We start from the raw sequence: 13930 nt of genomic DNA on the forward strand, positions 1-13930 counted from the left end.
GTGATCCGCACGTCCGGCAGATGCGGGACGTGATGCACCTGATAGGAAAAGCGGCTGGTGATCTTGTTGAGCACCCAGGCTTCGCCACAGACGCCGCTGTCTTCATCGGAATAGACCTGAAGATCGGCCGCATGCACCGCCTGCGTGACGCCAAGGGGCGCGGCCAGTGGAGCGCACAGGGCGAGCAGTGCGGCGAGCGCGGATTTAGCGAAGCGAGTCATGGCAGCCTCATTTGAACGATTGCGCGCACTGTGCGGATTCGCTTGGCGGCGGTCAAGCGGTTGTATCGGCGATGGGTTCCCGGTTGAAGTGCCTTTCGGCCAATGCAGGCTCGGGGGAGCCGGAATGCCATCGGCCCGTTCGGATCCAGGAGGGCAAGTACGGCCCGCAACGCTACTCGCCGGCCAGCCACTCCAGCGACCAATGCGCCGGCTTCGCCAGGGCGAGCACTCTGTGCAGCGCCGGCAACAGAACCCTCAATTCGCCCTCCAGCGTGAAGGGCGGGTTGACCACCACCATGCCGCTGCCGTCGAGACTGGGTTCCGAAGAGGCCGGCCTGATCTCGAATTCGATGTCGAGCAGCCTCGGGATGCCGGATTGTTTCAGCGCTTTCCTGAAGGCGATGATCGCCTTGCGGTCCTTGATTGGATACCACAGCGCATAGATGCCGCCGGGCCATCGCCTGTGCGCCCTTGCCAGCCCGTCGACAAGGCGATCGAACTCTCCCGATTCCTCATAGGGTGGATCGATCAGCACCAGGCCGCGCTTTTCCTTGGGCGGAAGATGCGCGCCCAGCGCCAGCCAGCCGTCGAGCTCGATGATCCTGGTCTGGAAATCGCCGGCGAAGAGGGTCCTCAGTTTCGCGACATCCTTGGGATGCAGTTCGATCGCCGACAATCGATCCTGCTTGCGCATGAGATGGCGCGCAATCAGCGGCGAGCCCGGATATTTCTGGATGCCGCCATCGGGATTGAGGGCGCGCACAGCGTCAAGATAGGGCGCCAACAGGCCTGCCACCGGTGCGCCGAGCGGCGCATCGATCAGCCGGCCGATGCCGCCCAACCACTCGCCGGTCTTCTGCGCTTCGACCGAAGACAGGTCGTAGCGGCCAATGCCGGCATGGGTGTCGATGATGCGAAACGCCTTGTCTTTCTGCTTGAGATATTCGAGCAGTCGCGTCAGCACGACATGCTTGACGACATCGGCGAAATTTCCGGCGTGATAGGCGTGACGATAATTCACTTGGATCCCCTGCCCCAGCGCGGCGGTGGCGGCTGCGAGTTCGGATTTTCCGGCCTGCCGCCACCAGAGCGCAGGGTCAGCAGCAACCCGACCAAACCGATGGCCAGCAGGGCGAGACCAATCGGCCGCGCACGCGCGTCGGCCTCGCCCGCACCGGAGCGCAAGATGAGATCGACCGCGCGCATCGGAACGTCCTCCGCGTCGCCCTGGCCGACGGTGAAAATATAGGGGCCAGGACTGACGGTGGCGATCACGCCGGCCTCATCGCGGAAGATCTTGTCGGGCAGTTGCGGGCTGGCCTGCCGCGGGTTGTCGGAATGATTGAATTGAAGGGTCGACGCCAGCACCGTGCGGCCATTGGTGGCGGCGGTCAGCGTCAGCACGGTGCGCTGCTGCGAAACGATGCGTTCGGCGCGAGCCGTCAAATCGACCAGCACCCGCACCGGAGCGTCGCCGCTGGCGAGAGCCACCGTCACCGGTTTGAAGCGACCCTGCTCGTAGACCCGCCAGGTGCCGATCTCACGACCGGAGAAATTGGTCATCGCCCAGGGATAAATGACACCAACGCCGGCGCCGGCAAGCAGGATCAGGACAAAGAGAAAGCGCATTCACATCACCAAACAGTGTCATAGCCTTGCCAATACCGCCTGAATGAAAAAAAGGCGATGGAGACAACGCCGGACGCAAATTCGCCGGCGATCCCTGCATGAGCCGCACCAGCGTCAAGGTTCTTTGCAAGTTGACACGTTCTGGCAAGGGTGAGGACGTCGGGCGGTTGGAAACCTCTATCGCCAGGACCAGCCGGTCGGAACGAAAATCAACAAGGTGACGGCGGCCGTTGGCGCCTCAGGCTTTGCGCTCCCAGCGCCGATCGGGCGTCTGCTGCCAGTAGGTAACCGCGTGGCCGGCCTCCTTCATCAGCTTCCAGTGTCCCCGCGCGGCCCCGACCTGAGCCGAGTCATGCCCGTCGAACAGGAACACCGCACGTTCGTAGCCGCTGAGGTCGGACGGCGACGCGCCGTCGACGAGGAATCGTATCCTGGCCCCGTTGGGGTTGGCGTCGCCAGTGGTCAACAGGATCGGCTGGTCGCCGGGATAGGCCTCGCGGTCGGTCGCGTGCGCCAGGAACGAATCGTCGCGGAAGGTCCACAGATGCTGGTCCAGCGCGTCGCGCCGTTCCTCGGTGCCGGTCTGCACCACGGCGCGCCAGCCACGGTCGACGCTGCGTTCCAGCAGGCCGGGCAGAGTCTCCTCCAGCGTCGATTCGGTCAGGTGGTAGAACAAGACGTCGGCCATCGCTTCCGCCTATGTCGGCTCCCCGCGCTCACTGTTCATAATTGTCGCGCACCAGCCGGTCGAGCAGCCGGACGCCGAAGCCCGAACCCCAGGACTGGTTGATCTCGCTGGACGGCGCGCCCATGGCGGTGCCGGCGATGTCGAGATGCGCCCAGGGCGTGTCTTTGACGAAGCGCTGCAGGAATTGCGCGGCGATGGTGGCACCGCCATAGCGGCCGCCGATATTTTTCATATCGGCGTTCTTGGAATCGATCAGCTTGTCGTATTCGGCGCCGAGCGGCATGCGCCAGAGCCGCTCCTGCGTAGCCTGCCCAGCCGCCGCCAGCCTTTCCGCCAGGTCGTCATCGTTGGAAAACAGGCCGGCATAATGCTGGCCAAGAGCCACCATGATGGCGCCGGTCAGGGTCGCCAGGTTGACCATGAATTTCGGCTGGAAGCGGTCGTTGCAGTACCAGAGCGCATCGGCCAGCACGAGGCGGCCTTCAGCGTCGGTGTTGAGCACCTCGATGGTCTGGCCCGACATCGAGGTGACGATATCGCCTGGACGCTGGGCATGCCCGTCGACGGCGTTCTCGACAAGGCCGATGATGCCGACGACATTGGCTTTCGCCTTGCGGGCTGCCAGCGCGTGCATCAGGCCGGTGACGGCCGCCGCACCTCCCATGTCGCCTTTCATGTCCTCCATGCCCGAGGCGGGCTTCATCGAATTGCCGCCGGTATCGAAGGTGACGCCCTTGCCTACGAAGGCGATCGGACTGTCCTTCGGCTTGCCGCCATTCCACTGCATGACCGCCATGCGGGCGCCGCGCGGCGACCCCTGGGCGACGCCGAGCAGCGAGCCCATGCCGAGCTTCTTCATCTCCTTCTCGGCCAGGATCTCGACCTTGACGCCGAGCGCCTCCAGTTCCTTGGCGCGGGCGGCGAACTCGACCGGGCCAAGCGTGTTGGCCGGTTCGTTGACCAGATCGCGCGCCAGCAGCACGCCATCGACTATCGCCTCGCTCTCGGCGAAAGCCTTCTTGGCGGTCGACGGATCGGCGGTATGGATGGTTATCTTGACCGGCTTTTTCGATTCGGCCTTGCCGTCGTCCTTGTCCTTCCTGGTCTTGTACTTGTCGAAGGAATAGCCGCGCAGCAGAATGCCCGCCGCCAGGCTCGCGGCGTCCTTGCCGCTCGGCGAGGCGCCGACCAGGTCGAGCACAATAGCCACATCGGCGGCCTTGCGCAGCGATGCCGCGATGGTGCCGCCAAGCTTCAGCCAGGCATATTCGTCGAGCCCCGATACCTTGCCGACGCCGATCGCAACCAGCCTGTCGAGCGAACTTGCCTCGGGCGCCAGCACTTCCACGACAGCGGCGAACTTGCCCGTGAATTCCGCGACGGGAAAGGCGCGCTCCAGCGTATTGCCCGGATCGCAGGCCTTGGCCGCGTCGCTCGGTCCGCCCTCCTCCGCCGACAACACGAAGACGCTGCCCTTCCTGGGTACGGAAATCCTGGCAAAGGCGATCGACGGTCTGTGATTCATCATGTCCTGCTTTCGGGGAAAACCTGGCCTGCGGCGAAGCGGTTCGAAGCGAAGCGCGACATTTGGTCGTTTTCGGTCGTTTGGCAAGACTTTGCCAAATCCGCATCCCATATGACCAACGGAATCGATGGCGATTCTTGGCGACCCGGCCCCGCTTTTGGCCGCAACATGTTGTTAACCATCGATGTTCTCCCTTTCTTATCCATTGACGCCGACACTCCGGCTGCCTGGGCGGGTGACGTGGAACGGGACCGGATCGATCACCTGATGGAGCCAGTTGTGCAGGCGACGCCGGACAGCTACCCTTGCGCGGTGGCATGATGCCGTTCGAAGAAAATCGAGAAAAGCCTTCATGAAGGTTATTGAACGCTACATCATGCGCCGCGCTTTCGTGGTCTTTATCGCCGCGCTCGTCTGGACGCTGGCGATCGTGTGGACGACGCAGGTTCTGGCTAAGATCGATCTGGTCACCGACAGCGGCCAGTCGGCGCTGACCTTCTTCGAGGTTGCAGGCCTGATCCTTCCCTCCATCATCCCGATTGTCGTGCCTTTCGCGCTGGTGGTGGCCGTCGCCCAGACATTGAGCGTCATGAATTCGGATTCCGAGCTCGCCGTCGTCAACGCTTCGGGCGCCTCGCGCTGGACGATCGTGCGGCCGATCATCCTCCTGGCGCTGGCGGCGAGCGTCTTCTCCTTTGCCGTCGACAACGGCATCGACCCCTATGCCCGCCAGAAAAACCGCGCTTTGGTAGCGTCGTCTCGCGCCGACCTGCTGTCGCTGATCATCCAGGAGGGGACGTTCCGCAAGATCGAGGACGGGCTGTTCCTGCAGATCGGCGAGCGGCTTCCCAACAATCGGCTGGGCGGCATCTTCGTCGCCGATTCGCGCGAGGAAGGCGTCAATCTCGTTTATTACGCCAAGAGCGGCAGCATCATCGAACGCGGCGGCGAAAAGGTGCTGATGATGAATGACGGCGTCATCCATCGCAAAACCCTGACCGGCGACCTCAGTGTCATCCGGTTCACCTCCTACGCGTTCGACATGTCGGCTTTCATGGCGGCCGCTTCGGCGGTGACGCTGCTGCCGAAGGACCAGACGACACAGTACCTGCTTAACCCGAGCGCCAACGACAAGCACTACCAGCAAAGTCCCAACGAGTACCGGGCCGAGGTTGACCAGCGTTTCTCGGAATGGACCTATTCCATTGTCTTCGCGCTCATCGCGCTTGCCGTCGCCGGCGACGCGCGCTCGCATCGCGAGGCGCGGGTCAACCCGTTGATCACGGCCATCGCGATATCGCTGTTCGTTCGTTGGCTGGGCTTCTTCGCCGCCAGCAAGGCCGATGAGATCCCGCAATACGCCTATATGGTCTACGGCGTGCCGATCGTCGCGGCCGCGGTGGCGATCTGGTTCATCGTCTCGAACCGGACCATGGAGTTGCCCGTGGCCTGGGCGGACTGGATGACAAATTTCGCCAGCCGGATCGGCGACAGCTGGAATGCCGTCAAACTGCGTCTTTCCCGGCGTGACGCTTCTGGTCAGGGAGCCGGCTGATGGGCTGGACGCTGGGCCGCTATTTCTTCTTCCGCTACGTGACGATCACGGTCTGGTTCTTCATCGGCCTGCTCGCGCTGGTGTTTCTGATCGACTTCACCGAGCTTTCGGGCCGCACCACGGGGCTGCCCGGCTTCACCTACGGAACGGCGGTGGCCATTTCGGGGCTTCGCATGCCGATGATCATGCTGCAGACGGTGCCCTTCGTCGGCCTCTTCTCGGCGATGGCAACGCTGGTCTCGCTCAACCGGCGCTATGAACTGGTCATCGCGCGCTCGGCCGGCGTTTCCGCGTGGCAATTCCTGTTGCCTTGCTGCATCGGGGCGCTGCTGTTCGGGGTGCTTTCGGTGGGCGTCATCAATCCGCTCGCGGCGCATGCCTTTTCCTGGTCCGAGCAGATCGAGACCCAATTGCGCTCCGGCAAATCGAATACGGTCTCCGCCGACGCCGCCCCGTGGATCCGGCAGAAAACCAGTGCGGGCGACACCATCATCGGCGCGCGGGCGATCCTCAACCAGGGCCTCGAGATGGCTGATGCCGTGTTCTTCATTCTCGACCCGCAAGGCAACATCGTCGCGCGCAAGGACGCCGAGCGCGCCTTCCTGCGGGACGGCTATTGGGAATTGCAGAACGTCAAGACTTTCCAGAATGGGACGATCCAGGCAACCGCCAACGAGCGAGTGGCCACCAATCTAAAGCCGGAATTCGTGCAGGAGCGTCTGGCGCGGCCCGAAACAATCCCCTTCTACGACCTGCCCGGCAAGATCGAGGTTGCCCGCTCGTTCGGCCTCAAGGCAAATGCCTTCGCCATGCAGTTTGATTCGCTTGTGGCGTTGCCGTTCCTTCTCGTCGCCATGACGCTGATTGCGGCAACAGTTTCAATGCGATTTGCTAGGATGGGGCAGTCGGCGACGATGATTCTGGGTGGCATCGTGGCCGGGTTTCTGCTTTATGTCGTTTCGGTCCTGGTCAAGGCATTCGGCATCGCGGGGTTTGTGCCGACTGTTGTAGCCGCCTGGGTGCCGGTCGTGGTAGCTATGTTCTTCGGGGTGACTTTCCTGCTATACAAGGAAGACGGCTAGTGAGGGAGGCGTTTTTGCCCAGCAACAGGCAGCCCGTTTTGGCGCGCCTCTACGCGGCGAGCGCCTTGGCGTGCCTGCTTGCCTGCGCGGTCCCGTTGCCGGCTCTCGCGCAGGACGTTTCCGAGATGGCGGCCAAGGTCCCGTCGGGCTCGCAGATGTTGCTGGCCGCCGATACGCTGGTCTACAACAACGACAACCAGACCGTGACCGCTGTCGGCGCCGTGCAGATCGACTACGGCGGCAATCGCCTTGTCGCCCAGCGTGTCGAGTACAACCGTAAGACCAAGCGGCTTGTGGCCAGCGGCAATGTCGAGGTCGTCAACAGTGACGGCACCAAGATCAATTCGCAGCATGTCGACATCACCGATGATTTCGCCGACGGCTTCGTCAACGCGTTGCGCGTCGAGACCATCGACAAGGCCTATTTCGCCGCCGAAAGCGCCGAGCGCATGGGCGGCGTGCTGACCACGTTCCACAATGGCGTCTACACCGCTTGCGAACCGTGCGAGGACAAGCCCGACAAGGCGCCGACATGGCGCGTCAAGGCCAGGAAGATCATCTGGAACGGTGAGAAGAAGACTGTTCGCTTCGAGAACGCGAATTTCGAATTCTTCGGCTTCCCGCTCGCCTATCTGCCCGCATTCGAGATCGCCGACCCGACCGTGAAGCGCAAGAGCGGCTTCCTGATCCCCGGCATCGTCTACCAGAGCGATCTCGGCGTCGGCGTCAAGATCCCCTATTACCTGGCGCTGGCACCGACTTATGACCTGACCGTCACCGGCACCGGCTATACCAAGCAAGGCTTCCTCGGCGAGGCCGAGTGGCGCCAGCGGTTCAACAATGGCGAGTACACCCTGAAGATCGCCGGGATTCAGCAGCAGGATCCCGATGCCTTCGTCGACCAGCAAGGCTTCCCCGGCAGCTTGGGCCACAACGTCAATTCGGGAGAAGTCGGAGATCCGAACAAATTCCGCGGCATGATGGGCACCCAGGGCAATTTCGCCATCAATCCACGATGGGATTTCGGCTGGGACGTGCTGCTGCAGACCGACAAGAATTTCTCGAATACGTACAACATCGAAAAATACAATGCGTCCGTCCACCAGTCGTCGGTCTACCTGACGGGCCTCAATGGCCGGAACTATTTCGATGTGCGCGCCATGCATTTCGAGGTTCAGGAAGACACGCTCGACAGCAATCCCGCCGCGCGAAATGGCCAGCAGCCCTGGGTGCTGCCTTCGCTGGACTACGCCTATATCCCGGATGTCTCGGTGGGTGGCGGCCAGTTGTCGCTCAACGTCAACGCGCGCGTTCTTCGTCGCGACGATCTCGATGAGACCTACTTCGACCCATACGTTCCCGCGTCTGGCACGCAGCGTGTGCGCGGCATCGAAGGTGAATCCGGCCGCCTCACCGCCGAGGCCGAGTGGAAGCGGACATTCATCACCGATGGCGGGCTGGTGCTGACGCCTTTGCTGGCCCTGCAAGGCGACGCAGACTACGTCAACGCCTCATCCGGTTCTCTCGCCGCCATCAATCAGATGGCGACCAATCTGGGCGAGCAAGATGACACGCGCTCGTCATTTTCGCGCTACATGGCGACCGCCGGGCTCGAAATGCGTTGGCCGGTGCTGTTTTCGGGCATCAGTTCGAGCCATGTGTTCGAGCCGATGGCCCAGGTCTTCGTGCGTCCCAACGAACAATATGTCGGCGGCCTCGCCATTCCCAACGAAGACGCACAGAGCATGGTCTTCGACGCCACCACATTGTTCGAGCGCGACAAGTTCTCCGGCTACGACCGCATCGAAGGCGGTTCGCGCGCCAATGTCGGAGTGCGCTATTCCGGCTCGTACAACAATGGCTGGGGCACCAACGCCATTGTCGGCCAGTCCTACCAGATTGGTGGCGACAACTCGTACGCCGCGCCGGACCTGGTCAATGTCGGCGCCTATTCCGGGCTGGAGAACTCCAAGTCCGACTATGTCGGCCTGTTCGGCATCAACAGCCCCAACGGCTTCGCAGCCTCGGTCAGCGGCCGTTTCGACGAACAGACCTTCGAGGTTCGCCGTGCCGAGGTGAAGGCCGCCTATTCCGGCCTGCCAGTTTCGCTGAGCGCCAAATACGCGTTCATTGAAGCCCAGCCCCTTTATGGCTTCACGACCGATCGCCACGAGGTCACGCTGGGCGCTTCGACGCACCTTGCCGAGAACTGGCGCGTCTTCGGGACAGGAACCTACGATCTGCAGGAGAGCCTGCTGGTCAAGGACGGCGTCGGCTTCGCCTACAATGATTCCTGCTTCACCTATCTGATGACTTACTCGCAGTCGCGCGACCTGAACACCAGGGAGGTGACGCAGAGCATCGGCTTCAACCTGTCGTTCCGCACCTTGGGCGATTTCGGCTCGTCGACCAATGCCGTCGACACGATCCAGTAGTCGGCGACATCGTTTTGCCGCATAGGGCTGGCACCGGTTTCGCGCGCCGGAAACGATGAAATTGGGCGGAGCCGGGATAAAATTGGGATGCCAACGATGAGGAAATACGTCTTTTCAGCCGGGTTCGCGTTGCTTGTGGCAGCGACATCCGTGTCGATCACGGTGATGACGCCGCCGGCTTTCGCCAGCGAGATCAAATACGTGGTCAACGACATTCCCGTCACCACGGGCGACATCGCGCATCGGGCCGCTTTCCTGAAGCTGCAGCGCAAGAAGGGCGACGCCGGCCAGGAAATGATCGACCAGACCTTGCGAATGGCCGAGGCCAAGCGACTTGGCATCCGCATCAGCGACGCTCAGGTCGAGGCCGCTTACCAGCGCTTTGCAACCAACAACAAGATGCAGCTCAGCCAGCTCGACGGTGTGATGGAGAAATCCGGCGTCACCAAGGGCCATTTCAAGGAATTCATACGCGCGCAGATGGCCTGGAACCAGGCCTTGAGCGCGCGCTACCGGTCCGGCGACGGCACGGGTAAGGTCACCGAACAGGACCTCGTCCGGAAGATGCTGGAGAAGGGCGGCTCCAAGCCGAGCGCCACCGAGTACATGCTGCAGCAGGTCATTTTCGTCGTCCCCGCCGCCGAACGCAGCGCCACGCTGGCCAAGCGCAAGCGTGAGGCCGACGCCATGCGCGCCCGCTTCAATGGCTGCGGCACGACGCATGAGTTCGCCAAGGGCCTGATCGACGTCACCGTTCGCGATCTGGGCCGCGTGCTGGCGCCGCAACTGCCGTCGGACTGGGCAGAGCAGATCAAGGCAACCAAGGTCGGTGGCGCCACTGTCACCCGCGAGACCGATCGCGGCGTTGAATTCATCGGCATCTGCTCGTCACGCGAAGTGTCGGACGACAAGGTGGCACAGATGGTGTTCCAGAACGAAGGCTCCAGCGACAAGAACGCCGACGAGCTCAGCAACAAATATGTCGAAGAGCTGAAGGCGAAAGCCCGCATCGTCAAGCGCTGACGTGGGCGATGCGATGACATCGCTCGCGCTGAGCGCCGGCGATCCGTCCGGGATTGGGCCTGAAATCGCCATCGCGGCCTATATGGCGCGCGACCCCGCGGGCCTGCCTCCGTTTTACCTGCTGGCCGATCCGGCCCTGATCGCCTCACGGGCGCGCCGCCTCGGCATTTCGCTGCCGATCGTCGAGACCACGTCGGCGGAGGCGGCGCGGGTCTTCGCGCGAGCCCTGCCGGTCGTCGCGCTGGCCGCCCGTTGCATCGACAGCCCTGGCATGCCGGAGCCGGCCAATGCGGCCGCCACCATCGAGGCCATCGACCGCGCCGTCGCCGACTGCCTTGCAGGCGAGGCGGCGGCCGTCGTCACTTGCCCGATCGCCAAGAAGCCGCTCTACGATGCCGGCTTCCGCTTTCCCGGCCACACCGAATATCTGGCGCATCTGGCGGCCCGCCACAGCGGCGTCGAGGCGATGCCGGTGATGATGCTGGCCGGTCCCGACCTTCGCACCGTTCCCGTCACCATCCACATAGCGCTGGCCGAAGTGCCGAAGGCGCTGACCACCGACTTGATCGTCGCCACCGCGCGCATCACCGCCGCCGACCTCGTCAGCCGCTTCGGCATTGCCAGGCCCAGGCTGGCCATTGCCGGGCTCAACCCGCATGCCGGCGAAGGCGGCGCCATGGGCCTCGAGGATGAGCGCATCGTGCGGCCGGCCGTCGACATCTTGCGCGCGCAGGGCATCGATGCCTTCGGCCCCCTGCCCGCCGACACGCTGTTCCACGCCCGGGCTCGGGCCGGCTACGACGTCGCCCTTTGCATGTACCACGACCAGGCATTGATCCCGGCCAAGGCGTTGGCCTTCGACGAGGCCGTCAACGTGACGCTCGGCCTGCCCTTTATCAGGACGTCGCCCGACCACGGCACCGCCTTCGACATCGCCGGCAAGGGCGTGGCGCGCCCCGACAGCCTGATCGCGGCGCTGAAACTTGCCAGGCTGCTGGCGGACACCGACGCAAAGGCCGCCGCCGCGTGAACGCCTCCTGCCCGGACCTCGGCGCATGAGCATCGACGGCCTGCCGCCGCTGCGCGACGTCATCGAGCGCCACGGATTGCAGGCGAAGAAGGCGCTCGGCCAGAACTTCCTGTTCGACCTCAATCTCACCGGCAAGATCGCACGGACAGCGGGTGACCTGACCCGCTGCACGGTGATCGAGGTCGGGCCCGGACCCGGCGGCTTGACCCGGGCGCTGCTCTCGCATGGCGCGCGCCGCGTCATCGCCATCGAGCGCGACGAGCGCTGCCTGGCGGCGCTCGCCGAAATCTCGGATCATTATCCGGGCCGACTGGAGATCATTGCCGGCGATGCGTTGAAGACGGATTTTTCGGCGCTGGCCGGTACGCCGGACGGTGGCGGGCCGGTCAGGATCGTTGCCAACCTGCCCTACAACATCGGTACGGAACTGCTGGTTCGGTGGCTGACGGTCACGGAGTGGCCGCCCTTTTACCTCTCGATGACACTGATGTTCCAGCGTGAGGTGGCTCAGCGAATCGTCGCCCCGCCCGGCAGCGATGCCTATGGCAGGCTTGGCGTGCTCGCGGGCTGGCGCACGCAGGCCAGGATCGCCTTCGACGTGCCGCCACAGGCGTTCACGCCGCCGCCCAAGGTGACCTCCTCTGTGGTGCATCTGGAGCCGCGAGCGATGCCCCTGCCCGCCGATGTCAAAAAACTCGGCCGCGTCACCGAAGCCGCCTTCGGCCAACGCCGGAAGATGCTGAGGCAGAGTGTGAAAAGCCTGGGCGGCGAGGCGTTGCTCGAACGCGCAGGCATCGATCCGACGAGGCGGGCCGAGACCTTGAGCGTCGAGGAATTCGTTCGCCTCACCAACACGGTCTGACAGCACGCTGGCGAGAAACGCCGATCGTGACGGGCTATATGCGCTATGTCTGTGACGGCGATGTCAGCCGAACGACCATCGTGTGGGTCACGCGCTGCACGCAGATGCCGCTCGCCGAGGCCGCGCAATTTGTCGGTCGCGCCAGCGAATGGACAAAGGATGTCATGCCTTCAGGAATGCGGGAGTACTATCCGAACATCGAATGGACCGACAAGGTGCAGATCGTCGAACATCTGACTCCTGCCGACAGCGTGCGCCTGCCCGGCTATCGCGCCGGCACCCCATAGCGGGTTCAGTTCGTCTGCTCGTCCAGCAGCCCCGACACGAAATCGAACAGGCCCGGCCGGCGGTCCCGTCGCAGACGCTCGGCAATAACGATACCGCGCACTTCCGCGAAGGCACGGTCGAGATCGTCATTGATGATGACGAAATCATATTCCTTCCAGTGCTCGATCTCGTTGCGGGCGTTTTTCAGGCGCGTCTCGATCACCGCTTCCTGGTCCTCGGCGCGGCGTTTCAGCCGCGACTTCAATTCCTTCATCGACGGCGGCAGGATGAAGATCGAGACAATGTCGGCGCGCATCTTTTCCTTCAGCTGCTGCGCGCCCTGCCAATCGATGTCGAACAGCATGTCGCGGCCTTGCGCCAGCGCCAGTTCGGCCGGCTCGCGCGGCGTCGCGTAGCAGTTGCCATGCACCTCGGCCCATTCGAGCAGCGCGTCCGAATCGCGCAGCCGCTCGAACTCGCGCATCGTGCGGAAATGATAGTGAACGCCCTCGATCTCACTGCCGCGGCGGGGCCTTGTGGTGACCGAAACCGACAGTTCGAGGCTGGAATCGCTTTCCAGAAGATTGCGCGCGATCGTCGACTTGCCGGCGCCGGACGGCGACGACAGGACGAGCATCAGGCCTCGCCGGCGAATGCGGGACCCCAAATCCTTGGCAACCATCGGCTACTCCAGATTCTGGACTTGTTCGCGAAACTGGTCGACCACCGCCTTCAACTCCAACCCGATCGCGGTGACGGCCGCAGCGTTGGACTTCGAGCAGAGCGTATTCGATTCGCGGTTAAATTCCTGTGCCAGAAAATCGAGCTTGCGTCCGACAGCACCGCCTTGCCCGAGCAGCGCGCGAGCGGATGCGACGTGCGTCTTCAGCCGATCGATCTCTTCGCGAATGTCAGCTTTGGTGGCAAGGAAGGCCGCCTCCATGTGCAGGCGGCTGGCGTCCAGGCCGGCTGAAGCGTCCAACAACAGGCCGACCTGTTCGGCGATCCGCTCGCGGATGGCCGCCGTTTCGCGTGACGGATCCGCCTCTGCCCGCAGTGTCAGCGCCTCGATCGTGTCGACATGTCCGAGCAGCAAAGTGGCCAATGCCGCGCCTTCGCCCTGCCGCGCTTGCTCCAGTCCATTCAGGGCCCGCTCGAGCGCGGCCGTGATCGCGATATCCAGCGCTGCCCGCGCCTCTTCGGTCTCGACGGTTTCGGGAATGTCGAGGACGCCGCGCAGCGAAAGCAGCCCGTCGGCCGTCGCTGGCGCCACGCCGAACTGCTCCTGCAAGCGTTTGGCGAGCCCGGCCAGATCCTTCAGAAACGCCTCATTGACGACCGGCTGCGCCTGGGAACCGGCGGCGCGGCCGATTGTCAGCGTGGCCTGGAAATTGCCGCGCGAAAATCGCTTCTGCAGCGTCTGCCTGACGGCCGGCTCCAGCTGCTCGAACCCTTGCGGCAGCCGCAGACGCACTTCGACGCTCTTGCCGTTGACGGACTTGACCTCCCAGGCGATCGACGTGCCTTCATGCTCGGCAACGGCACGAGCAAAACCGGTCATGCTTTGCAAATTCATATAGCCCACAAACCCCTGGCGCATCACCCTCGACCGG

14 protein-coding genes and 1 pseudogene are annotated in these 13930 nt (G+C 63.5%); 8 read left to right on the forward strand and 7 right to left on the reverse strand.

Annotated features, from left to right (window positions below; translation table 11 throughout):
* The 5 genes and pseudogenes from WC739_RS06430 to WC739_RS06450 all read right to left on the reverse strand — a co-directional run.
* Positions 1 to 221 (reverse strand): annotated as a pseudogene (locus WC739_RS06430) (hypothetical protein); the annotation flags it as partial.
* Between the two features lie 172 nt (positions 222 to 393).
* The gene (locus WC739_RS06435; protein WP_372952187.1) at positions 394 to 1242 is read right to left on the reverse strand and encodes a 23S rRNA (adenine(2030)-N(6))-methyltransferase RlmJ; all 849 of its coding nucleotides are present in this window, start codon (positions 1240 to 1242) and stop codon (positions 394 to 396) included.
* On the reverse strand, positions 1239 to 1850 hold the full coding sequence (locus tag WC739_RS06440; RefSeq protein WP_372952188.1) for a hypothetical protein: 612 nt from the start codon (positions 1848 to 1850) through the stop codon (positions 1239 to 1241). The genes WC739_RS06435 and WC739_RS06440 overlap by 4 nt, the downstream gene beginning before the upstream one ends.
* 238 nt (positions 1851 to 2088) lie before the next feature.
* A complete protein-coding gene (locus WC739_RS06445) occupies positions 2089 to 2538 on the reverse strand; it encodes a DNA polymerase III subunit chi (protein ID WP_372952189.1) in 450 nt (149 codons plus the stop codon).
* Between the two features lie 28 nt (positions 2539 to 2566).
* Positions 2567 to 4063, reverse strand: coding sequence for a leucyl aminopeptidase (locus WC739_RS06450; RefSeq protein WP_372952226.1), 1497 nt, complete (start codon positions 4061 to 4063; stop codon positions 2567 to 2569).
* Between WC739_RS06450 and WC739_RS06455 the strand changes: the two genes are divergently transcribed.
* From WC739_RS06455 to WC739_RS06490, 8 genes are all read left to right on the forward strand, one after another.
* Positions 4055 to 4384: a hypothetical protein gene (locus WC739_RS06455; RefSeq protein ID WP_372952190.1), complete on the forward strand. Its 330-nt coding sequence runs from the start codon at positions 4055 to 4057 to the stop codon at positions 4382 to 4384. The genes WC739_RS06450 and WC739_RS06455 overlap by 9 nt on opposite strands.
* 31 nt (positions 4385 to 4415) lie before the next feature.
* Positions 4416 to 5618: an LPS export ABC transporter permease LptF gene (gene lptF, locus WC739_RS06460; protein WP_372952191.1), complete on the forward strand. Its 1203-nt coding sequence runs from the start codon at positions 4416 to 4418 to the stop codon at positions 5616 to 5618.
* On the forward strand, positions 5615 to 6700 hold the full coding sequence (lptG, locus tag WC739_RS06465; RefSeq protein WP_372952227.1) for an LPS export ABC transporter permease LptG: 1086 nt from the start codon (positions 5615 to 5617) through the stop codon (positions 6698 to 6700). Before lptF ends, lptG begins: the two co-directional genes overlap by 4 nt.
* Entirely contained in the window at positions 6700 to 9135 is a 2436-nt protein-coding gene (locus WC739_RS06470; protein WP_372952192.1) for an LPS-assembly protein LptD, read from the forward strand. Before lptG ends, WC739_RS06470 begins: the two co-directional genes overlap by 1 nt.
* Before the next feature lie 87 nt (positions 9136 to 9222).
* Positions 9223 to 10158 (forward strand): SurA N-terminal domain-containing protein, encoded by a 936-nt coding sequence (locus tag WC739_RS06475; RefSeq protein WP_372952193.1) that lies wholly within the window; start codon positions 9223 to 9225, stop codon positions 10156 to 10158.
* Positions 10159 to 10171: 13 nt separating this feature from the next.
* Positions 10172 to 11188: a 4-hydroxythreonine-4-phosphate dehydrogenase PdxA gene (gene pdxA / locus WC739_RS06480; protein ID WP_372952194.1), complete on the forward strand. Its 1017-nt coding sequence runs from the start codon at positions 10172 to 10174 to the stop codon at positions 11186 to 11188.
* A gap of 25 nt (positions 11189 to 11213) precedes the next feature.
* Positions 11214 to 12050, forward strand: a complete 837-nt coding sequence (gene rsmA / locus WC739_RS06485) for a 16S rRNA (adenine(1518)-N(6)/adenine(1519)-N(6))-dimethyltransferase RsmA (RefSeq protein WP_372952195.1) — start codon at positions 11214 to 11216, stop codon at positions 12048 to 12050.
* A 26-nt stretch (positions 12051 to 12076) separates the two neighbouring features.
* On the forward strand, positions 12077 to 12337 hold the full coding sequence (locus WC739_RS06490; RefSeq protein WP_372952196.1) for a hypothetical protein: 261 nt from the start codon (positions 12077 to 12079) through the stop codon (positions 12335 to 12337).
* 5 nt (positions 12338 to 12342) lie between these two features.
* Here the strand turns inward: WC739_RS06490 and gmk are convergent, their stop codons facing one another.
* A complete protein-coding gene (gmk, locus tag WC739_RS06495; protein WP_372952197.1) occupies positions 12343 to 12999 on the reverse strand; it encodes a guanylate kinase in 657 nt (218 codons plus the stop codon).
* Between the two features lie 3 nt (positions 13000 to 13002).
* The gene (locus tag WC739_RS06500; RefSeq protein ID WP_372952198.1) at positions 13003 to 13893 is read right to left on the reverse strand and encodes a YicC/YloC family endoribonuclease; all 891 of its coding nucleotides are present in this window, start codon (positions 13891 to 13893) and stop codon (positions 13003 to 13005) included.
* Between the last annotated feature and the right edge of the window lie 37 nt (positions 13894 to 13930).

This window comes from Mesorhizobium sp. (assembly GCF_041661565.1).
GTDB lineage: Bacteria > Pseudomonadota > Alphaproteobacteria > Rhizobiales > Rhizobiaceae > Mesorhizobium.

Bases quoted from the DNA above. Each gene is read 5' to 3' on its own strand.
- WC739_RS06440 (WP_372952188.1), bottom strand. From the start codon at position 1,850: ATGCGCTTTCTCTTTGTCCTGATCCTGCTTGCCGGCGCCGGCGTTGGT.
- WC739_RS06445 (WP_372952189.1), bottom strand. From the start codon at position 2,538: ATGGCCGACGTCTTGTTCTACCACCTGACCGAATCGACGCTGGAGGAG.
- WC739_RS06450 (WP_372952226.1), bottom strand. From the start codon at position 4,063: ATGAATCACAGACCGTCGATCGCCTTTGCCAGGATTTCCGTACCCAGG.
- lptF (WP_372952191.1), top strand. From the start codon at position 4,416: ATGAAGGTTATTGAACGCTACATCATGCGCCGCGCTTTCGTGGTCTTT.
- WC739_RS06475 (WP_372952193.1), top strand. From the start codon at position 9,223: ATGCCAACGATGAGGAAATACGTCTTTTCAGCCGGGTTCGCGTTGCTT.
- pdxA (WP_372952194.1), top strand. From the start codon at position 10,172: ATGACATCGCTCGCGCTGAGCGCCGGCGATCCGTCCGGGATTGGGCCT.
- rsmA (WP_372952195.1), top strand. From the start codon at position 11,214: ATGAGCATCGACGGCCTGCCGCCGCTGCGCGACGTCATCGAGCGCCAC.
- gmk (WP_372952197.1), bottom strand. From the start codon at position 12,999: ATGGTTGCCAAGGATTTGGGGTCCCGCATTCGCCGGCGAGGCCTGATG.
- WC739_RS06500 (WP_372952198.1), bottom strand. From the start codon at position 13,893: ATGAATTTGCAAAGCATGACCGGTTTTGCTCGTGCCGTTGCCGAGCAT.